The organism is Photobacterium sp. HL06 (assembly GCF_059552575.1).
Window position 1 is genome coordinate 1,488,130 of the sequence record NZ_CM183914.1, and the last position, 14,960, is coordinate 1,503,089.

The 14,960-nt window shown below is 42.1% G+C and carries 12 protein-coding genes and 3 pseudogenes; 12 read left to right on the plus strand and 3 right to left on the minus strand.

Features of this window, described 5'->3' with window-relative positions:
- The first annotated feature begins 2 nt into the window (after window positions 1-2).
- The 6 genes and pseudogenes from AC51G0_RS07060 to AC51G0_RS07085 all read left to right on the plus strand — a co-directional run bounded on the left by AC51G0_RS07060 (window position 3) and on the right by AC51G0_RS07085 (window position 5,628).
- On the plus strand, window positions 3-1,040 hold the full coding sequence (locus AC51G0_RS07060) for an ABC transporter substrate-binding protein (RefSeq protein WP_496301347.1): 1,038 nt from the start codon (window positions 3-5) through the stop codon (window positions 1,038-1,040).
- A 935-nt stretch (window positions 1,041-1,975) separates the two neighbouring features.
- Window positions 1,976-2,758 (plus strand): annotated as a pseudogene (locus tag AC51G0_RS07065) (sensor histidine kinase); the annotation flags it as partial.
- Window positions 2,759-3,019: 261 nt separating this feature from the next.
- Window positions 3,020-3,334 (plus strand): annotated as a pseudogene (locus tag AC51G0_RS07070) (sensor histidine kinase); the annotation flags it as partial.
- Window positions 3,334-3,561 (plus strand): response regulator, encoded by a 228-nt coding sequence (locus AC51G0_RS07075; protein ID WP_496301348.1) that lies wholly within the window; start codon window positions 3,334-3,336, stop codon window positions 3,559-3,561. The pseudogene AC51G0_RS07070 and the gene AC51G0_RS07075, both read left to right, overlap by 1 nt.
- 519 nt (window positions 3,562-4,080) lie before the next feature.
- A complete protein-coding gene (locus AC51G0_RS07080; RefSeq protein ID WP_496301349.1) occupies window positions 4,081-4,824 on the plus strand; it encodes a helix-turn-helix transcriptional regulator in 744 nt (247 codons plus the stop codon).
- Window positions 4,825-4,893: 69 nt separating this feature from the next.
- Window positions 4,894-5,628: a transglutaminase-like domain-containing protein gene (locus tag AC51G0_RS07085; RefSeq protein WP_496301350.1), complete on the plus strand. Its 735-nt coding sequence runs from the start codon at window positions 4,894-4,896 to the stop codon at window positions 5,626-5,628.
- A 267-nt stretch (window positions 5,629-5,895) separates the two neighbouring features.
- On the opposite strand, the pseudogene AC51G0_RS07090 reads toward AC51G0_RS07085, so the two are convergent.
- Window positions 5,896-6,167, minus strand: a pseudogene (locus AC51G0_RS07090) (VOC family protein); the annotation flags it as partial.
- A gap of 241 nt (window positions 6,168-6,408) precedes the next feature.
- Window positions 6,409-6,852, minus strand: a complete 444-nt coding sequence (locus AC51G0_RS07095; RefSeq protein WP_496301351.1) for a GNAT family N-acetyltransferase — start codon at window positions 6,850-6,852, stop codon at window positions 6,409-6,411.
- A gap of 994 nt (window positions 6,853-7,846) precedes the next feature.
- On the opposite strand from AC51G0_RS07095, the gene AC51G0_RS07100 reads away from it, so the two are divergent.
- The 5 genes from AC51G0_RS07100 (at window position 7,847) to AC51G0_RS07120 (ending at window position 13,015) form a co-directional block, all read left to right on the plus strand.
- Window positions 7,847-8,203 carry a nuclear transport factor 2 family protein gene (locus tag AC51G0_RS07100; protein ID WP_496301352.1) on the plus strand — a complete coding sequence of 119 codons (357 nt, stop codon included), beginning with the start codon at window positions 7,847-7,849 and terminating at the stop codon, window positions 8,201-8,203.
- A gap of 856 nt (window positions 8,204-9,059) precedes the next feature.
- Window positions 9,060-10,688: a tetrathionate reductase family octaheme c-type cytochrome gene (locus AC51G0_RS07105; RefSeq protein ID WP_496301353.1), complete on the plus strand. Its 1,629-nt coding sequence runs from the start codon at window positions 9,060-9,062 to the stop codon at window positions 10,686-10,688.
- A 17-nt stretch (window positions 10,689-10,705) separates the two neighbouring features.
- Entirely contained in the window at window positions 10,706-11,302 is a 597-nt protein-coding gene (locus AC51G0_RS07110; RefSeq protein WP_496301354.1) for a cytochrome b/b6 domain-containing protein, read from the plus strand.
- Between the two features lie 35 nt (window positions 11,303-11,337).
- Complete coding sequence (locus tag AC51G0_RS07115; RefSeq protein ID WP_496301355.1) at window positions 11,338-11,664, plus strand: hypothetical protein; 327 nt, start codon at window positions 11,338-11,340, stop codon at window positions 11,662-11,664.
- 58 nt (window positions 11,665-11,722) lie between these two features.
- The gene (locus tag AC51G0_RS07120) at window positions 11,723-13,015 is read left to right on the plus strand and encodes a rhodanese-like domain-containing protein (protein ID WP_496301356.1); all 1,293 of its coding nucleotides are present in this window, start codon (window positions 11,723-11,725) and stop codon (window positions 13,013-13,015) included.
- 76 nt (window positions 13,016-13,091) lie between these two features.
- On the opposite strand, the gene AC51G0_RS07125 is transcribed toward AC51G0_RS07120, so the two are convergent.
- On the minus strand, window positions 13,092-13,394 hold the full coding sequence (locus tag AC51G0_RS07125) for a hypothetical protein (RefSeq protein WP_496301358.1): 303 nt from the start codon (window positions 13,392-13,394) through the stop codon (window positions 13,092-13,094).
- Here AC51G0_RS07125 and AC51G0_RS07130 point away from each other — a divergent pair.
- Window positions 13,393-14,835 (plus strand): helix-turn-helix transcriptional regulator, encoded by a 1,443-nt coding sequence (locus AC51G0_RS07130; protein WP_496301359.1) that lies wholly within the window; start codon window positions 13,393-13,395, stop codon window positions 14,833-14,835. The two genes, AC51G0_RS07125 and AC51G0_RS07130, sit on opposite strands and share 2 nt — an antisense overlap.
- The last annotated feature ends 125 nt before the right edge of the window (window positions 14,836-14,960 follow it).

Sequence of the window (14,960 nt, forward strand, 5' to 3'; positions counted from 1 at the left end):
GAATGTCTAAAAAGCTTGTTGTCGTCACCGGTATTTTGTTGGCTTTAATCATCGTCGGTTTTGTCTGGTGGCAGTCTGCCCCGAAGGTGGAAGAAGGGCCGAAGACAACCGGTCTGCCGATGAAGGTTGCCCGTTATTATTGGCCTGGGACGTACTGGGTAGAAATCGCTGATAAAAAAGGCTGGTTTGCAGAGGCTGGCCTGAACATTGAGCTTATCGATTCTAACCCTGACTATTGGGGGTCATTGCAGGATACAGTTGATGGAAAAATAGACGTCAGCAACTTCACCCTGTTTGATCTAATGCGTTTTAACGCAGAGGGAGCTGATCTGGTTCTGGTCACGAATAGTGATAACTCTACCGGCTCAGAGGCCATCGTTGTGAGGCCTACTATTACAACACTAGCGGACTTGAAAGGGAAAACCATCGGTGTTGATACCGGGACCTATTTGGAATACATACTGGATGTCGTACTAAGACGTTATGGGCTAATGCCCGGTGATGTTACTAAAATAAAGATCGCCGGCGAGAAGGCCGCAGAAGAATTTGAGAAAGGTAAACTGGATGCTATTGTCACTTGGGAGCCTGTTGTATCTCAGGCAATAGAAGCATTGAATGGCCGAAAGCTCTTTGATACTTCAGCGATTCCTGGCATATCTCCTGGTGGTCATACTTTCCGTCGTAGCTTCATTAAAGAAAGGCCAGGTGATGTTCAGGCTTATGTCAACGTATGGCACAAAACTACGTTATTTATCAAGGAGAATCCAGATGAGGCATTTGGCATCATTGCTGGGATTTACAATGTCACTTCTAGCGAGGCACTGGCGTTTGCACGCTTAGCCCAAATACTTGATACCCGGGATAATCTTACCTCCTTCTCTTACGGCGCGGGGTTTGAATCGCTTCACGGTACTGCCCGGCAGATAAATAACTTTCTTATAGAGCAAGGTGCGACTAAAACGCAGCTGAACAGCACGGAATTTATTGACGCAACCTTTATCCGTACTCTCATGCATTCGTTGCAGCAGGAAGCGCTATGAAATTTGCATCCAAAATCACGCTATCGATTGTAATAATGTCTTTTATTGTCGTACCAGTGCTGGTTTTGGGTACTTTTTATTCCGCCAGAACTGTGCTTCTGAAGAACATTGCCAACAATTATCAGGAAATTGCTCAGCATCAAATGCTGAGCATTGACCGGGTCCTCTATACCGCTTATCGAGATATCCAGATGATCGCCGAAGACGAATCATTACAAGCTTTTATGGAAACTCGAAAAAAAGCGGAAGACGTAATTCCAGCTCTGATAGTCAAAGATTGGGAGGAGCGTATCTTCTTAACAGGCCCATGGGACCAGTTAACGCTGATTGACGGACAGGGTTCAATCCTTATGTCGACAGATAAAGAGAGTGTTGGAAAACATATAGAGGAATATCCACCAAGCAGTGTCGCCTATCACAATGCCATGAAGGGTAGGCAGTATTATTCTGACTTGGTGCAGCCCGGGGAGACCGGCAGGCCCACGGTCATGTTTACCGCGCCGATTAGAAGCAATTGGGGAGATAATTCTATTACAGGTGTGGTTATCGGTCATTTTGCCTGGCCTGTGGTTATGCAGATGCTGGATGACATTGCCCCGCCAGCCATTGCACATCTTTTCAATCAAGAGGGTATGACCATAGCCAGCATGACAGCCCATGCTGATCATATCTTACAACCTCGTCACGCCAATGATGAACTGGTAAAAAAGATACTTGCAAACGCTACTCTGGGAAAAGTTGTTATTGATACAAGCTCGCATGAAGAGCTAGGGACTGTGCTGGCCGTATCCTCCTTGCAGAGCGGCCTTTTCGGTTATAAAGGGAGTGGTTGGCAACTGCTGCTGGAGGTCCCGCTTGAAAAGGCGCTGGCGCCAGTTAATCGGCTGGCAAGAAATATCGCCGCTCTCGCTATGATTGTTATGATGGTTCTGATTATGGGTCTCTATTACATCGGTAGATTACTTGCCCGACCTGTTGAAAGGCTAACTGAAACGGTAGAGGAAGTTTCGCGCGGCAATCTGGCAGCAAAGGCCGAAATAACCACAAAAGATGAAGTTGGAGAGCTGGCCGGTTCATTCAATAGGATGACCGAAGCACTACAGAGGACGACGGTTTCGAGAGATTATGTTGACAATATCCTGAAGACGATGCCAGGTTCCCTTATCGTGATGGATTCTGGTGAATTCATTGTGTCGATGAACCAGGCTGCCCTTAACCTGTTGGGCTATGAGGAAAAAGAGCTGATTGGCCTGCCGTTTGGCGTCATTTTAGAAGAAGGATCCATTTTTCAGGAAAAAAAACTTGATGCCTTAATCAAGCAAGGTTTTATTACCAACGTTGAGAGATCCTATATTGGCAACGATGGCACCAGGATACCGGTGCTGCTCTCCGGTTCGGTGATATACGATGGTGACGGAAAGGTTCAGAACATTACTTTCGTTGCAACGGATATCAGAGAACGTAGGGCATATGAAGAAAAATTACGCCAATCTAACAATAAATTAGCGTCAAGCAACCAGGCATTAAAAATTGCCAAGAATCAACTGATCCATTCAGCAAAAATGGCTTCAATTGGTGAAATATCGGCAGGTTTAGCGCATGAAATTAATCAGCCGCTTGGTGCTATTCAGCTTAACGCAGAGCTAATTCATACCATTGCTAGTGAAGAAGACTTGATCAATAAGGAAGAGCTGACACCGATTTACAATAAAATAAATCGTCAAATAAACAGGATAACGAAGATAGTCCAACATCTGAGAATATTTAGTCGAGATGATAAGCTCGTGGAGTTTGAAGAAGCGGATATTGTCAGTTTAATTGATGACTCTTTAGTACTGTTTTTACAACGCTTTAGACTGAATAATATACAACTGGTGAAAGAATTCACCGCCAATATACCTAAAATTAAATGCAGCAAGATCCATCTTGAGCAAATATTGATCAATCTATTGACGAATGCAGAGCATGCTCTGTCAAACTCAATAAATAAAACTATAAAAGTAAGAGTTTATATAATAAATGATTATCTTGTCGTCGAAGTTGAAGATAATGGTTATGGCATTGCCAAAGAACACCTGAGTAAAATATTTGATCCTTTTTTCACAACGAAGCAAGTTGGTGAGGGAACCGGGCTTGGTATGTCTATCAGCTACGGTATAGCCAAGTCACATAACGGAAATTTATCCGTAAAAAGTGAATTAGGTAAAGGAACAACCTTTACGCTTTCGCTGCCAATTAAGCAGAATCGAAGAATAAAAACAGACGAACAAGAAAGCTTACAAGGAGTGAGCTAATGAAAGTGCTATTGATAGATGACGATCAAGACTTCAATGATGCGGTACACCAACAGCTTATCAGAAAAGGGCTTGAAGTCCACATCGCCTACGACGGGATACAGGGGTTACGAAAGTTTCAGTCAATAAAACCGGATCTCGTCATCATGCCAGTAACTCTGCAGAAAATTATATGTTGCAAAAACCTGCCCCAAGTTCAGAATCATGACCGAATCATACTTTGTTAAGAAAGCAGGAACATCGCTGATTTATAGGAAAGATTATCAGGTAGAATGTAGGGCAAACGGAGAGAATACGGTTCCCAGTATTTAACCTACGTTCGCTAATAAAAAGTAGTCATGTTAATGTCCGCTCTTTGTGTTGTTATACATATTTAATATAAATTCTGCTCGCTTGTTTTTACCAATACCGAACGTAACCACCAACTTCTACTAACGCTGTAGCATTGAATAGTTACTCGAACATTGCTCGCCGTTGTTAGAGGGTTCACAGTTGTTAGAGGGTTAACTTTAACTTGGTTTTGCCCCTTTCCGCGTTAGAGCTGAAACTCATCTATATCCTGTTAATGTCTATTAGCCATATGTGAACTAATGAATAGAGAAAAACTCAAGACCGCTTTCAACGCAATAGACTTTGTTTTTACTCAATTCGCACACTGATTCCCCATGCTGTATCTAGTACAATCAAAATAGGTAAGTACAGTCGAATACTTGAACAAAATGCAATTTTTAGAGAGACGAGCAGTGATGAAGTCTAATGTTTGGATCAAGGCAGGTATAGTGATCATATATGGTTCATCTATAGATGCTTCTCCTCATCGTCACCATGCGATTCAGTTGGCTTGGCCTAGAAATGGCGATAGCTGCAAACTAGATAATAATGAAATATCGACACCTGTAATTATTGATTCTAACGTCGAGCATCAGCTACAAGTTGATGAGGGTTGGATCTTGTTGGTCGAACCCACTAGCGAATTAGGGATCGCGCTATCTAAGAAATTGGCAGGGCAACCTTCAAAAGTACTTATAGCACCTTCACCCAACTTTAAACATACAGAACACACTGATGATTTAACTGTACTACTTTCTCCTTTATTTGAAGGTTTAGATCTTTCAAATCAATTCCCTCTCATCAATGAAAGCCAAATCACGGATCATCGCATTAGGAAGCTGCTGCATGAACTCAACCAGTGCTTAGATGGGAAGTGCCTTAAACCAAGCAATTGGCGGGCGTCTGATGTTGCTCAAAAACTCGCTCTATCGGAAAGCCGTTTTCTTCATTTATTTAGCAAAGAGCTTGGCATTCCTTGGCGACCATATTTGCTATGGTGCCGAATGATTTGTGCTGTAAGAGCAATATTAAATGGAGAGCCTGCAACAGATGCCGCTCATATGGCAGGGTTTTCTGATAGTGCGCATTTAAGTCGAACTTTTCGAAAGACATTTGGAATGACGATTCGCCAAGCAAAGACTATTTTTCAAAAAAGTTAGCCAGTTTATTCAAGTTTTGGCGCGGAGAATTGGTTACTCTTTTCACGTATTCGATGAAAGGAGTTACCCATGAGCGAGCTATCAAAAGATTACCTACAAGAAACGTCAATGCTGGATTTCATGCATCCACATATCCAAAATCTGGTTGAGAAAAAAGAATGGAAAACACTGTCTCAATATGACGCTATTGGTGCAATTTATAATTATGTACGAGATGAGGTTCGTTTCGGCTATAACAAAGATGACCGTTTGTCTGCCAGCCAAGTATTAAAAGATGGTTACGGGCAATGTAATACCAAAGGAACGCTGTTAATGGCAATGCTTCGTGCTGTGGGGATTGCAACTCGTTTTCACGGTTTTACCATTTATAATGAGTTACAGCGAGGGGCTATCCCGAACTATCTTTTCAAGGTCGCGCCAGATCGCATCATCCATAGCTGGGTGGAAGTTTATCAAGGTGGACGTTGGGTTAACTTGGAAGGCTATATCTTAGATAAAGATTATTTAAAGCAAGTTCAAAATCGATTTGCCAATCAAAGTGAATCGTTTTCAGGTTACGCGATTGCAACCAAATGCTTATCTAATCCTGATATCGATTGGGACGGACAAGATACTTATATACAGAGTGAAGGGATTGCTGATGACTTTGGTGTATACACTCAGCCAGAAGATTTCTATTCAATACATGGTAGTAATTTGTCTGGTATTAAAAAAGTGATGTTTCGCTATGTACTTCGCCACTTAATGAACTTAAATGTGAATAACATTCGCACAAGCGGAATCTCAAATAAAGTGGCAATTTAAACAGACAATAACGTTTGCTTTAACTAGCTTTATTTAGATCAAGTCCAGCATTAGAGACTGAATAATTGGACTATTGCGTTTTCAATTTGGGCTTTGTCATCTATATATCTAGACAGTGAGCTTGAGCATAGTCTCTAGTTCATTATTGCCCCATAATACGTTAAAGCTGAAGCTCATTCACAGGTTGTTAATGTTGAATTGTAATATATTTTCTAATGTTTTTCTGGATGTGATAACACTAACTAAAGGTCTGTCGAGTGCAGACCTCTATTCTTTTTTATTAGATATTGCCAATTTTACATTCATCGAATGTAGACCAAACATATTGCCTTCAGTATCTATTACTAGAGATATGAAACCATACTGTCCAATTGTCATTTTGACTGTTGGATACTTCCGCCTGCCTTCATAACTCTCGACTCTTCTATCTCACAGTCTTCACAAGAAAAATAAACTATCGTGCTATTGCGACCAGCAGAGAAGCCCTCCATTTTGACGAGAGCACCAGTTGCACCGTATTGCTCCATGTTTGAAGGGAAAAGCCATATCAATTACAGGTGAACTCCTCAGGTTCCGGCAAATTTTTTCATTCTCAATGAATATAGTCCGGACCGGATAAAATCGGCCTCGTTCTAAATGATTGTGGTCCCATTCTCAATCAGCGTGGTTCCTTAATATCTTATAGTCGCAATGATTGTGGGCTGGAAAATGCGGATAAAAGCGATCCTGACAATTATAAAACTGGTCCGCCACAGTTACGAATTCGACTTTAAAGCATTGTTATGTATTAACTTTCAACTCCATAATGAACTTTGTTTCTTCAACACAAACTACCTGAAACCCATGAGTTTCATAAAGTTTCACGAGGTGATCTTCACAACGGAGATAAAGAGCTGGTAGTTGTAACTCAATAGCCTTGGATTTAGCAAACTCAATTAGTGCTGTTGATATACCTTTTCCACGATACTCTAAAGGAACATAGATCCCATCTAACCAATAGTTATAACTTGAATATTCTGGATACTCACGATATTTAAGTTCGCCAGCTCCAGCTAACACTCCATCAACATGCGCTACAAACGCAGTTCGGTTGGCAACCGAAGATACTTTTTTAATTACACTTTCTAGAGTTGCTTTCGGGTCTTTATGATCCCACTCATTAAAGTACCACTTGGCAATAGCCTCAGTCTCACTTGGATAATCCACTAAATCCGAAATTTTCATATTGCTTCGATTACACATAACGCCCTGTTCTCAGGAATCCCCACAAAAATTCCTTGTTATTCAATAATTAGGCACGCACCTTGCCTCCTGAACTAATGAATTCACCACAATAACAAAAGAAGAAAACAAAATGCGTGATATTCAGATACTACCTTTTCAGTTTTGTTATGTACATTGACTTTTGACTCTAATAAAAAGGTAAAAGATTTTCCGTTTATGGCTAAGTACAAGCTCGCGAAAACACATAAATATCTAATAAATGAGCGAGGGATCGAATTAGCATATGCAACAGTGCTCATCAACGGAGAAAACTAATGTTCTGCGTTAACCTAATTAAACTAATGACATCCAGCCCCTATAGATCAACAACTCTAACGCATTTCTGTCCAAAAATGTGTTTGAACTATCGGTAGTAATGTGTGATCGGTAGTAATGTGTGATGACGGTCCACCTTTGTGACGGCCCACCTTTCTACACCGGAGCCCCTAAAAGCGGAAACCAGCCCAAATGACTTTGCATCCGCTTTCGTCTGCGTAGATAACTGCCAAAATCTCTGGTCAATCTCCGGTTCCGCAGGATTATAAAGTAGTATTTTAGTTGGTGGTTCTAAGTCAGGATTCAATATAACTAATTATATTGTGCAAACATTATGGAGAGGTGTTAGTGAAAAGAACGTTTTGAGTTAATTAAAATAAATTCTTTGTTTTCTTATGTGTTGATAACTCTATGATTGATTAAATTTTATTGAATACTAATGGTTATAAAAACCTCATATAAGGAAAAGTTATAGTTTCAATAGAACAAATCTATTTTTAATTATTGTCTTGCTTTTATAGACTTGTTCATATTGTGATATTTCTTGGTTACAGCTCCATATTATAGGCATCTGTGGGGACAGATGAACACGAGCTTGGTGATATGTTTAAAAATAAAGTCGAGTGCTGATGATTAACGGCTGTTGCTTGATAATAAGTATATTAAGAGGGAATTAAGAATGAATAATGTACATGAATATATGAAAAGTCTTTATCAGATTGTTGATAATCGAGATGTTGATGCCCTAGCAGATTTTTTGCATGACGACGTTTGCTTCTATTTTTCAAATGCCGAGTCGGTGTCTGGGAAAAGTGCTGTACTTGATATTAACCGTCAGTTTTTTGATTCCATTGCCAATATGTCTCATACACTGAAGGGAAGCTGGCAGCAGGGCAGTGAGCGCATCTGTAACGGACAAGTTGATTATGTCAGAAAGGATGGCAGTTATTATTCAGCTCAGTTTGCCACAATCCTTACCATCCGGGAGGGGCTGATCACCGATTACCGGATTTATGCAGATGTTTCGGAACTCTGACTGGGACTGGATACACTTTAAATCTAAATCTAAATCTAAATCTAAATCTAAATCTAAATCTAAATCTAAATCTAAATCTAAATCTCAATGAAGAAGGCAGCATTGTAGGCTGCATAATTTCCTTTAAATACTAGATTATAAAACCAATATGGTAGCTGAATTATACTAAGCTATCAGCTCATCTATTCCGAGGTGGACACCTAGCCTAATTAAAATTGTTAATAAGGTTTCGTGTCCGCTTGCCCACTTGTCCAACGGCTCATGGCCTCCAAAGTCCGATTTATCCCCGGTTCCACGAAGTCGTAAAGTTATTCTTGTGCGAAATTGCCTATGTACGATTCTGTGCCACTATCCATTCTCATAATTCGTTATGCGCGAGTAGAACTGAAATCAGTTTGAATTATCGCAATCAACTATTGTGTGCCACTGGTAGTGGAATTGGTAGACACAAGGGGCTTAAAATTCCTCGATGTTCACGTTGTGTCGGCCAAAACCTCGACCATCAAATCCAAACTCATCATGGCTGCTGCTAGGTGAAGGTGAGCAGTATTGTGATCAAGGTATAGAAATGAGTAAACACCTCTATAGCCATGTGTAAATTGTGGGTATCTGTACTATGTTAGCAATAGCTATATAAGCATTTTATGTTTTAGTGCTTCCTAAATCATGCTTGATTAGTACTATTACTCAAAACTTCCCCCCTAAGTGAACAACCTTTGAGGGGCCGTTTTTAACTTACATTAGAACATTGTTGAAAGCTAATTGTCATTCGGTGACGGTGGCTTTCACTCTTGGATGATAATGAGTGGCGTAATCAAGCAGGTTGGAATCTTGTTGCTTAAGGTGACCTGTGATCATGAAAAAAGAAATTACTCTGCTGTTTACGCTGCTCTCTTGTTGGGTTACTTCAACCTACGCTTCTGGTGGAGAGGAGGCCGATAACACAACGCGTGAGATCTCGTCGATTGCCGGTACGGCAGACCATTCCACATTTGAGATCTTGAATCAGGACTTTGACTATGCGCCAGATGTGACCGAGGCCTGCCTCAGTTGCCACACCGAGGCATCAAAACAGATACATCAAACCTTCCACTGGTCTTGGTCGAAGGAGGTAGATGGCGTCAAAGTGGGTAAAGGGCGGAACGGTTTCAATAACTACTGTGTGTCCGCCAAAGGCAACGAGAGCTGTACCCAGTGCCACATTGGATATGGTTGGCGTAATGATGACTTTGAGCACGATGCTGAGGAAAATGTCGATTGCCTGGTTTGTCATGATCAAACAGACACATACAAGAAATCAGCAGCCTCGTCAGGCCATCCTTACTATGAAGCGACTAAAGTTAACGGCAAGCTTCAGGAGGCGGTTGACCTGAAGTATGTCGCGCAACATGTTGGTAGTCCGGACCGTGAAAATTGTCTGGCGTGCCATGCTGTTGGCGGCGGCGGTAACGGGGTAAAACATGGTGATACGGATCTGTCGCTGATCAACCCTGACTTTGCGCTTGACGTACATATGAGTCCGGAAAAGCTGAACTTCAGCTGCCAGACATGCCATACCGCCAACGAGCACAAAATTTCTGGTCGTTACAATGATCGAGCAGCATTCATTGACCATGAATTGAATAAAGGCCGGGTATCTCGCGAGGGTAACAGCGTTTCCTGTGAATCTTGCCATAGTGCGATGCCACATCAGCAGCGTACTCTCGATAATCACACGTCTAAAGTGGCTTGTGCCTCATGCCATATTCCAGAAATGGCTCGTGGCCCCTATCTGACTAAACTTTCTTGGGACTGGTCAACAGCCGGGCAGATGAAAGATGGCAAGCCCTTCACCATTGACGAAGAGTTTGATGGTGTCACTAACCATGCCTATATGAGCAAGAAGGGTACTTTCACCTGGGGCCGCAATGTCGTTCCAGAATACCGTTGGTATAAAGGTGAACTAAAGCAGAAAACACTGCTTGATACCATCGACCCAGATAAGGCACCGATTGATATCAACCCTCCCACAGGCAATTACAACGATCCTGATGCGCGTATCTGGCCATTCAAAATCCATCGCGGCAAACAGCCTTACGATACAGAGCTCAATCGTATGCTTCCAATCAAGCTCTATGGCCGACCAGGTTCGGGTGCATTCTGGACAGAATACGACTGGGGCAAGGCGCTTGCTGCCGGCGTAAAGCTAAACGGCGTGGAATTTAGCGGCCAATACGACTTTATCGAAACCAATGGCTACTGGCCGATCAAACACATGGTTGCACCAAAGGAGCAAGCAGTCGCTTGTGAATCTTGCCATAGCCGAGACAGCCGCTTGGCCGGGCTCAACGATTTCTATCTTACGGGCCGTGATAGCAATTCCCTTGTTGAATATTTTGGCGCTATTGCTATCTGGGGCGGACTTTTCGGCGTCCTGCTACATGCGCTTACCCGCATTGTGACAATACGCCATAGAAGAGCCAAAGCTGCGAGTAACCAGAAGTAACGAATACGGGAAAAATAATGAAAAAGACAATTGTAATTTTTAAACGATTTGAGCGCTTCTGGCACTGGGGGCAGGCTGCATTAGTGTTACTGCTTATCCTTACTGGGCTGGAGAGCCATGGAGTTATTAACTTGCTCGGTTTTGAACAGAGCACAACGTTTCACCATTGGGCAGGCTTTATCTGGACTGCTGTCGTTATCCTGATTTTTACTTGGGTATTTACGACAGGCGAGTGGAAACAGTTTGTGCCTGACATGAAGGGTATTGATGGCGTATTGCGTTTCTATCTTTATGGTGTCTTTGTCGGTGAACCTCACCCTCACCATATGTCACCTGAAAACAAATTTAACCCCCTACAGCGATTCGCTTACCTGGGGCTGCTATTTGTATTGATCCCTGTCCAGATCATTACGGGGTTGATTTTCTACTTCTTCCCTGAGCTACGCGCTGCAGGTTATATCGATCAGATAGGAACTGTGGCTGTGATCCACACATTTTCAGCCTATATCATTCTCGCGTTCCTGATAGTGCATTTATACCTGATCACCCTGGGTGCCAAGCTTTCGAGCCACCTCAAAGCGATGCTCACCGGGAAAGAAACTATTGACGAATAACGATATTTATATATTCACCATAAGAGGTACCTACGATGAAAAAAATTATTCTTGGTGTGATGATCGCTTTGATGTCTTTTGGAGCATCGGCTGATGCCGGAAAAGGCCAGCAATACTATCTGAAATACCTGCGCCCTCACTTTGAATATAACGGACAAGAGTTCGCGGCTCAGCATTTGAAAGTCGAGTGGAAGCGTTACTTTAAAAAGGACGGAGAGAAATTCATCAAAAAATACAGTAAAAAGCATCCTGAATCAGCTGAATTCCTAGCAAGCGATAAATTCCAAAAAATCGCACCGCATATAAAGGACTTTGCAATGAAGTATGCAGCGGATAGTGGAGAGCTCCCTAGCTGTAATTGAGTTGATTATCTTCAACGTTTATACAAATCGTTTAGGTGTCTTTAAACGGAGGTTCCCCATGTATAAAAAAGTAGTTATATTCTTGCCCCTTTTCTTTATGTCATTTTCACTGATGGCAGAAGACATTGTCGGCAAGATCCAATCGATATCTGTGCAGGCAAAAGTTATTCAGTACTTTAACCCAAAGACAAAAACTGTCAGTGTCATTAAGTTTACCGATGAAACCAAACTTGAGAGTGCTGAGTCTTTTAAAGACTTAACGGTTAATACCAAATTTAAAGCCACTATTGATGACAACATGGTGGCTAGCAAGATCAAGAGGATTCTGGTCAAACTACCCAAAGATCAGGTGATTGATACGGATGAACTGGCTGATCTGATAGAGAGTGGCCAGCCTCTTTTTATTGGAGATGCCCGCCCTAAGAGTAAATACAACATTGGTCATATTCCGGGTTCTAAGGCGACTCCCGTCAGCGACCTTGATAAAAATATAAGTTGGCTACCGGAAGATAAAGCCACGCCGTTGGTATTCTATTGCGGTGGTGTAACATGCCCGCTGAGCCCAAAAGCATTAAAGATTGCCAAGGCGAATGGGTACCAAAACGTCAGAGCCTATGTAGAAGGCTTCCCGGCTTGGAAAGCAGACGTTTTTCCATCCCATGTTAACCAAGAATGGTTAGCGAGAAACCTTGATGCTCACCATGTTATCCTTGATGTAAGAATGGCTCCGAAAACCATTATCAAAGGGGCTGTTCACTATCCGACGTCAAAGCTGGTACAGATGCACGAGCAGTGGAATAAGGAAAAATACCCGACACAAAAGCGCACTATATTTGCACTCAGAGATAAAAAAGCGCCTATCACCATCGTTGCTAATAGTAATTCAAGCGATGAAGCGATCGAAGCCTATGAGATACTGACATTCTGGAAATTCAAGAATGTCGCAATTTTAAATGGCGGGATGCCAGCGTGGAGAAAAGCACAGCTTCCTGTTGAAAGCGGTAAGATTACAGGTGAGCTCAATTATGTTAAGAAGCTAGCAAAAGGGGCGATTGACGAGAAAGATTTTGTCAATGCAGTGACTTCTGGCAAGGCAACGATTATTGATGTCCGATCCGCTGACGAAGCGAGGAAAGGTCGCTTGGAAAATTCAATAAATATTCCCCTTGAGGAGCTTGAACAGCACTTAAATAAAATTCCTAAATCGGGTTTGGTTGTATTACATTGTGTCGGTGGAGCCCGTGCATCCCTTGCGTATACCACATTGACCAAGAAAGGGTATAGCAATGTTAAATTCCTCGACGACACATTCGCAGAAGTGGTAAAAGACTATGGAATTACGCTGATTTAGGGAAATTTTTAGGCGTTATGTAAAGAAACTAGTGCTGCCAGGAGCGTGATCTCTAATTCGTTTGTTCGCAACAAAATTAGTTAGCGAGTAAAGCTGGTCTAATGCTGAATTTTTTAGCCTGAAATTCAGCATTCAATTCATAGCTACTAATTTCCTCAAACGTTTTTCCCGCTCTCTGTGGTTTATAGAGCTTCGGTAGATGACAGAGAAGGACCACAGGCTTGAGCTTGTGGTTGAAGATCTGGCCATTTTGATAGCTGGCAGGAAAGCTCTTCACGCCATTTCTCATTATTCCAGATTGTAATTGGTTACTATACAACTTAGGAATAACTTCAAGGCGATAGTTTTCATTGAATAGTAATACTCTGGCTTCAGTCATGGCCAAGCAAATTGGTGTAACTCATTTTAGAATTGGCAGTGAAGAGTGGTCTATAAGCGAGTTACTTTGTTTACAAAAGCTGTTGTTGTTGCATGCTCCTGATATTCGGACTGGGATGATATGGTGGAGTAAGTCCATTTCGTTGTTCAACCGCCGTGTGTATGCCGAGCCACAGGTAAAGTCTGGATTTTTCTCTATACCTTTTTTGACTGGAGATCAAAGCAAGTTGCCAGATTGGGCAATTACCCTTGCTAACGATCTCGTCTCTGAACTGTCTTCAAGAGCGCATTTTAGCCACTCATGGTATCAAGGCCCTTGCCATACAATCCCACTGTTGCGGGGTGAATATAGCCCATCGTTTACACTCTTTTTTGATTTGGATGAAATCAACATGATTTCTTCCTCCAGTTCTGAACTATTTCAATTGGCGAAACAGACGTTATTACTGTTACTCCACCAAAATATTGAAAAGCGCGATCTACTGTCACGGTTACGTTCATTGATTAGGGATGAATTCGATCAACCGCTAAGGATCCATGATTATGCCTCGCGCCTAAATGTTTCCCCCCGGACTTTACAAAGAAGGCTGCAGGGCAGGCAGCTAAGCTTTTCATCTTTAATTGAAGAAGAGAAGAAAGCCGCGGCGCTTAAGCTACTTGCGGATACAGATTTGAGTACGAATAGGGTGGCTGAAAAGCTGGGTTATGATGATCCATCTAATTTTCATCGTGCTTTTCGTAAGTGGTTTCCTGTTTCACCTAAGAAGTATAGAGAGCTCTGCAAAGAAAATAGGAGCCTGAAAAAGGCTAGCCCGATTCGATTGCATTACGCAAGAGGAAGCATTGGCCAAGATGGCACTCATACCGCTAAGGAAGGCCGGGTATGGCTAGAAGTGGATAATATCTCTTTTGAAAAAAAAGTGTCGGTAGAATGTATAGACCGAGATGGAGTGTGGCGTCACTATCCTGCTTTTTTTGAAGGCTTTCTTAACTTGGGAACGGAGTTGTGGTCTACAGCTAACCTTCCGGTAGCCATGCCCTTAACTTTTAGGCTTAGCTATGAAGTGGATGGAAATAAATATGTGGATGACAATCTTCAGCGAGATTATGTCGTCAATGGTAGGCTCCTGATTGGTAGCCCTACCGTTATTGTTACTAACCAAACCGTTATTAAAGAATCGCAGCTATTTCGTGTAGTTATTGAGCTTGTATGTCGAAACGAAAATATAGGCCAAATAAATTGTATGTTGAACAAATCGAACAATGAGTTTCGATTGAGCAGGGTAGGGGTACAAGATGGCTATACTGTCTGGACCTTATCAACGTGCATTGAGCAATACCCGGAATATTGTACCTTTAGCCTTACCTCGGAAGAAGGTGACAGGCTTCTCTGCGCTAATCATCAGCATAAATACCAATTTTCTCCCCCACTAGGCTTATAAAAGTGTTACCACTTTCAAATTTGGCACTAAGTGGCATTAAATCACTTGGTTATTGGCGCAATATGACACTAAATTGTTCCAAAGAATAAAATATTGTACCTCCACTTATCTAGAGCGGAGACAAT

What these genes read in the sequence shown, in the direction of transcription:
- AC51G0_RS07060 (WP_496301347.1), top strand. Translation starts at nt 3, where the DNA reads ATGTCTAAAAAGCTTGTTGTCGTCACCGGTATTTTGTTGGCTTTAATC.
- AC51G0_RS07075 (WP_496301348.1), top strand. Translation starts at nt 3,334, where the DNA reads ATGAAAGTGCTATTGATAGATGACGATCAAGACTTCAATGATGCGGTA.
- AC51G0_RS07080 (WP_496301349.1), top strand. Translation starts at nt 4,081, where the DNA reads ATGAAGTCTAATGTTTGGATCAAGGCAGGTATAGTGATCATATATGGT.
- AC51G0_RS07085 (WP_496301350.1), top strand. Translation starts at nt 4,894, where the DNA reads ATGAGCGAGCTATCAAAAGATTACCTACAAGAAACGTCAATGCTGGAT.
- AC51G0_RS07095 (WP_496301351.1), bottom strand. Translation starts at nt 6,852, where the DNA reads ATGAAAATTTCGGATTTAGTGGATTATCCAAGTGAGACTGAGGCTATT.
- AC51G0_RS07100 (WP_496301352.1), top strand. Translation starts at nt 7,847, where the DNA reads ATGAATAATGTACATGAATATATGAAAAGTCTTTATCAGATTGTTGAT.
- AC51G0_RS07105 (WP_496301353.1), top strand. Translation starts at nt 9,060, where the DNA reads ATGAAAAAAGAAATTACTCTGCTGTTTACGCTGCTCTCTTGTTGGGTT.
- AC51G0_RS07110 (WP_496301354.1), top strand. Translation starts at nt 10,706, where the DNA reads ATGAAAAAGACAATTGTAATTTTTAAACGATTTGAGCGCTTCTGGCAC.
- AC51G0_RS07115 (WP_496301355.1), top strand. Translation starts at nt 11,338, where the DNA reads ATGAAAAAAATTATTCTTGGTGTGATGATCGCTTTGATGTCTTTTGGA.
- AC51G0_RS07120 (WP_496301356.1), top strand. Translation starts at nt 11,723, where the DNA reads ATGTATAAAAAAGTAGTTATATTCTTGCCCCTTTTCTTTATGTCATTT.
- AC51G0_RS07130 (WP_496301359.1), top strand. Translation starts at nt 13,393, where the DNA reads ATGGCCAAGCAAATTGGTGTAACTCATTTTAGAATTGGCAGTGAAGAG.
- AC51G0_RS07125 (WP_496301358.1), bottom strand. Translation starts at nt 13,394, where the DNA reads ATGACTGAAGCCAGAGTATTACTATTCAATGAAAACTATCGCCTTGAA.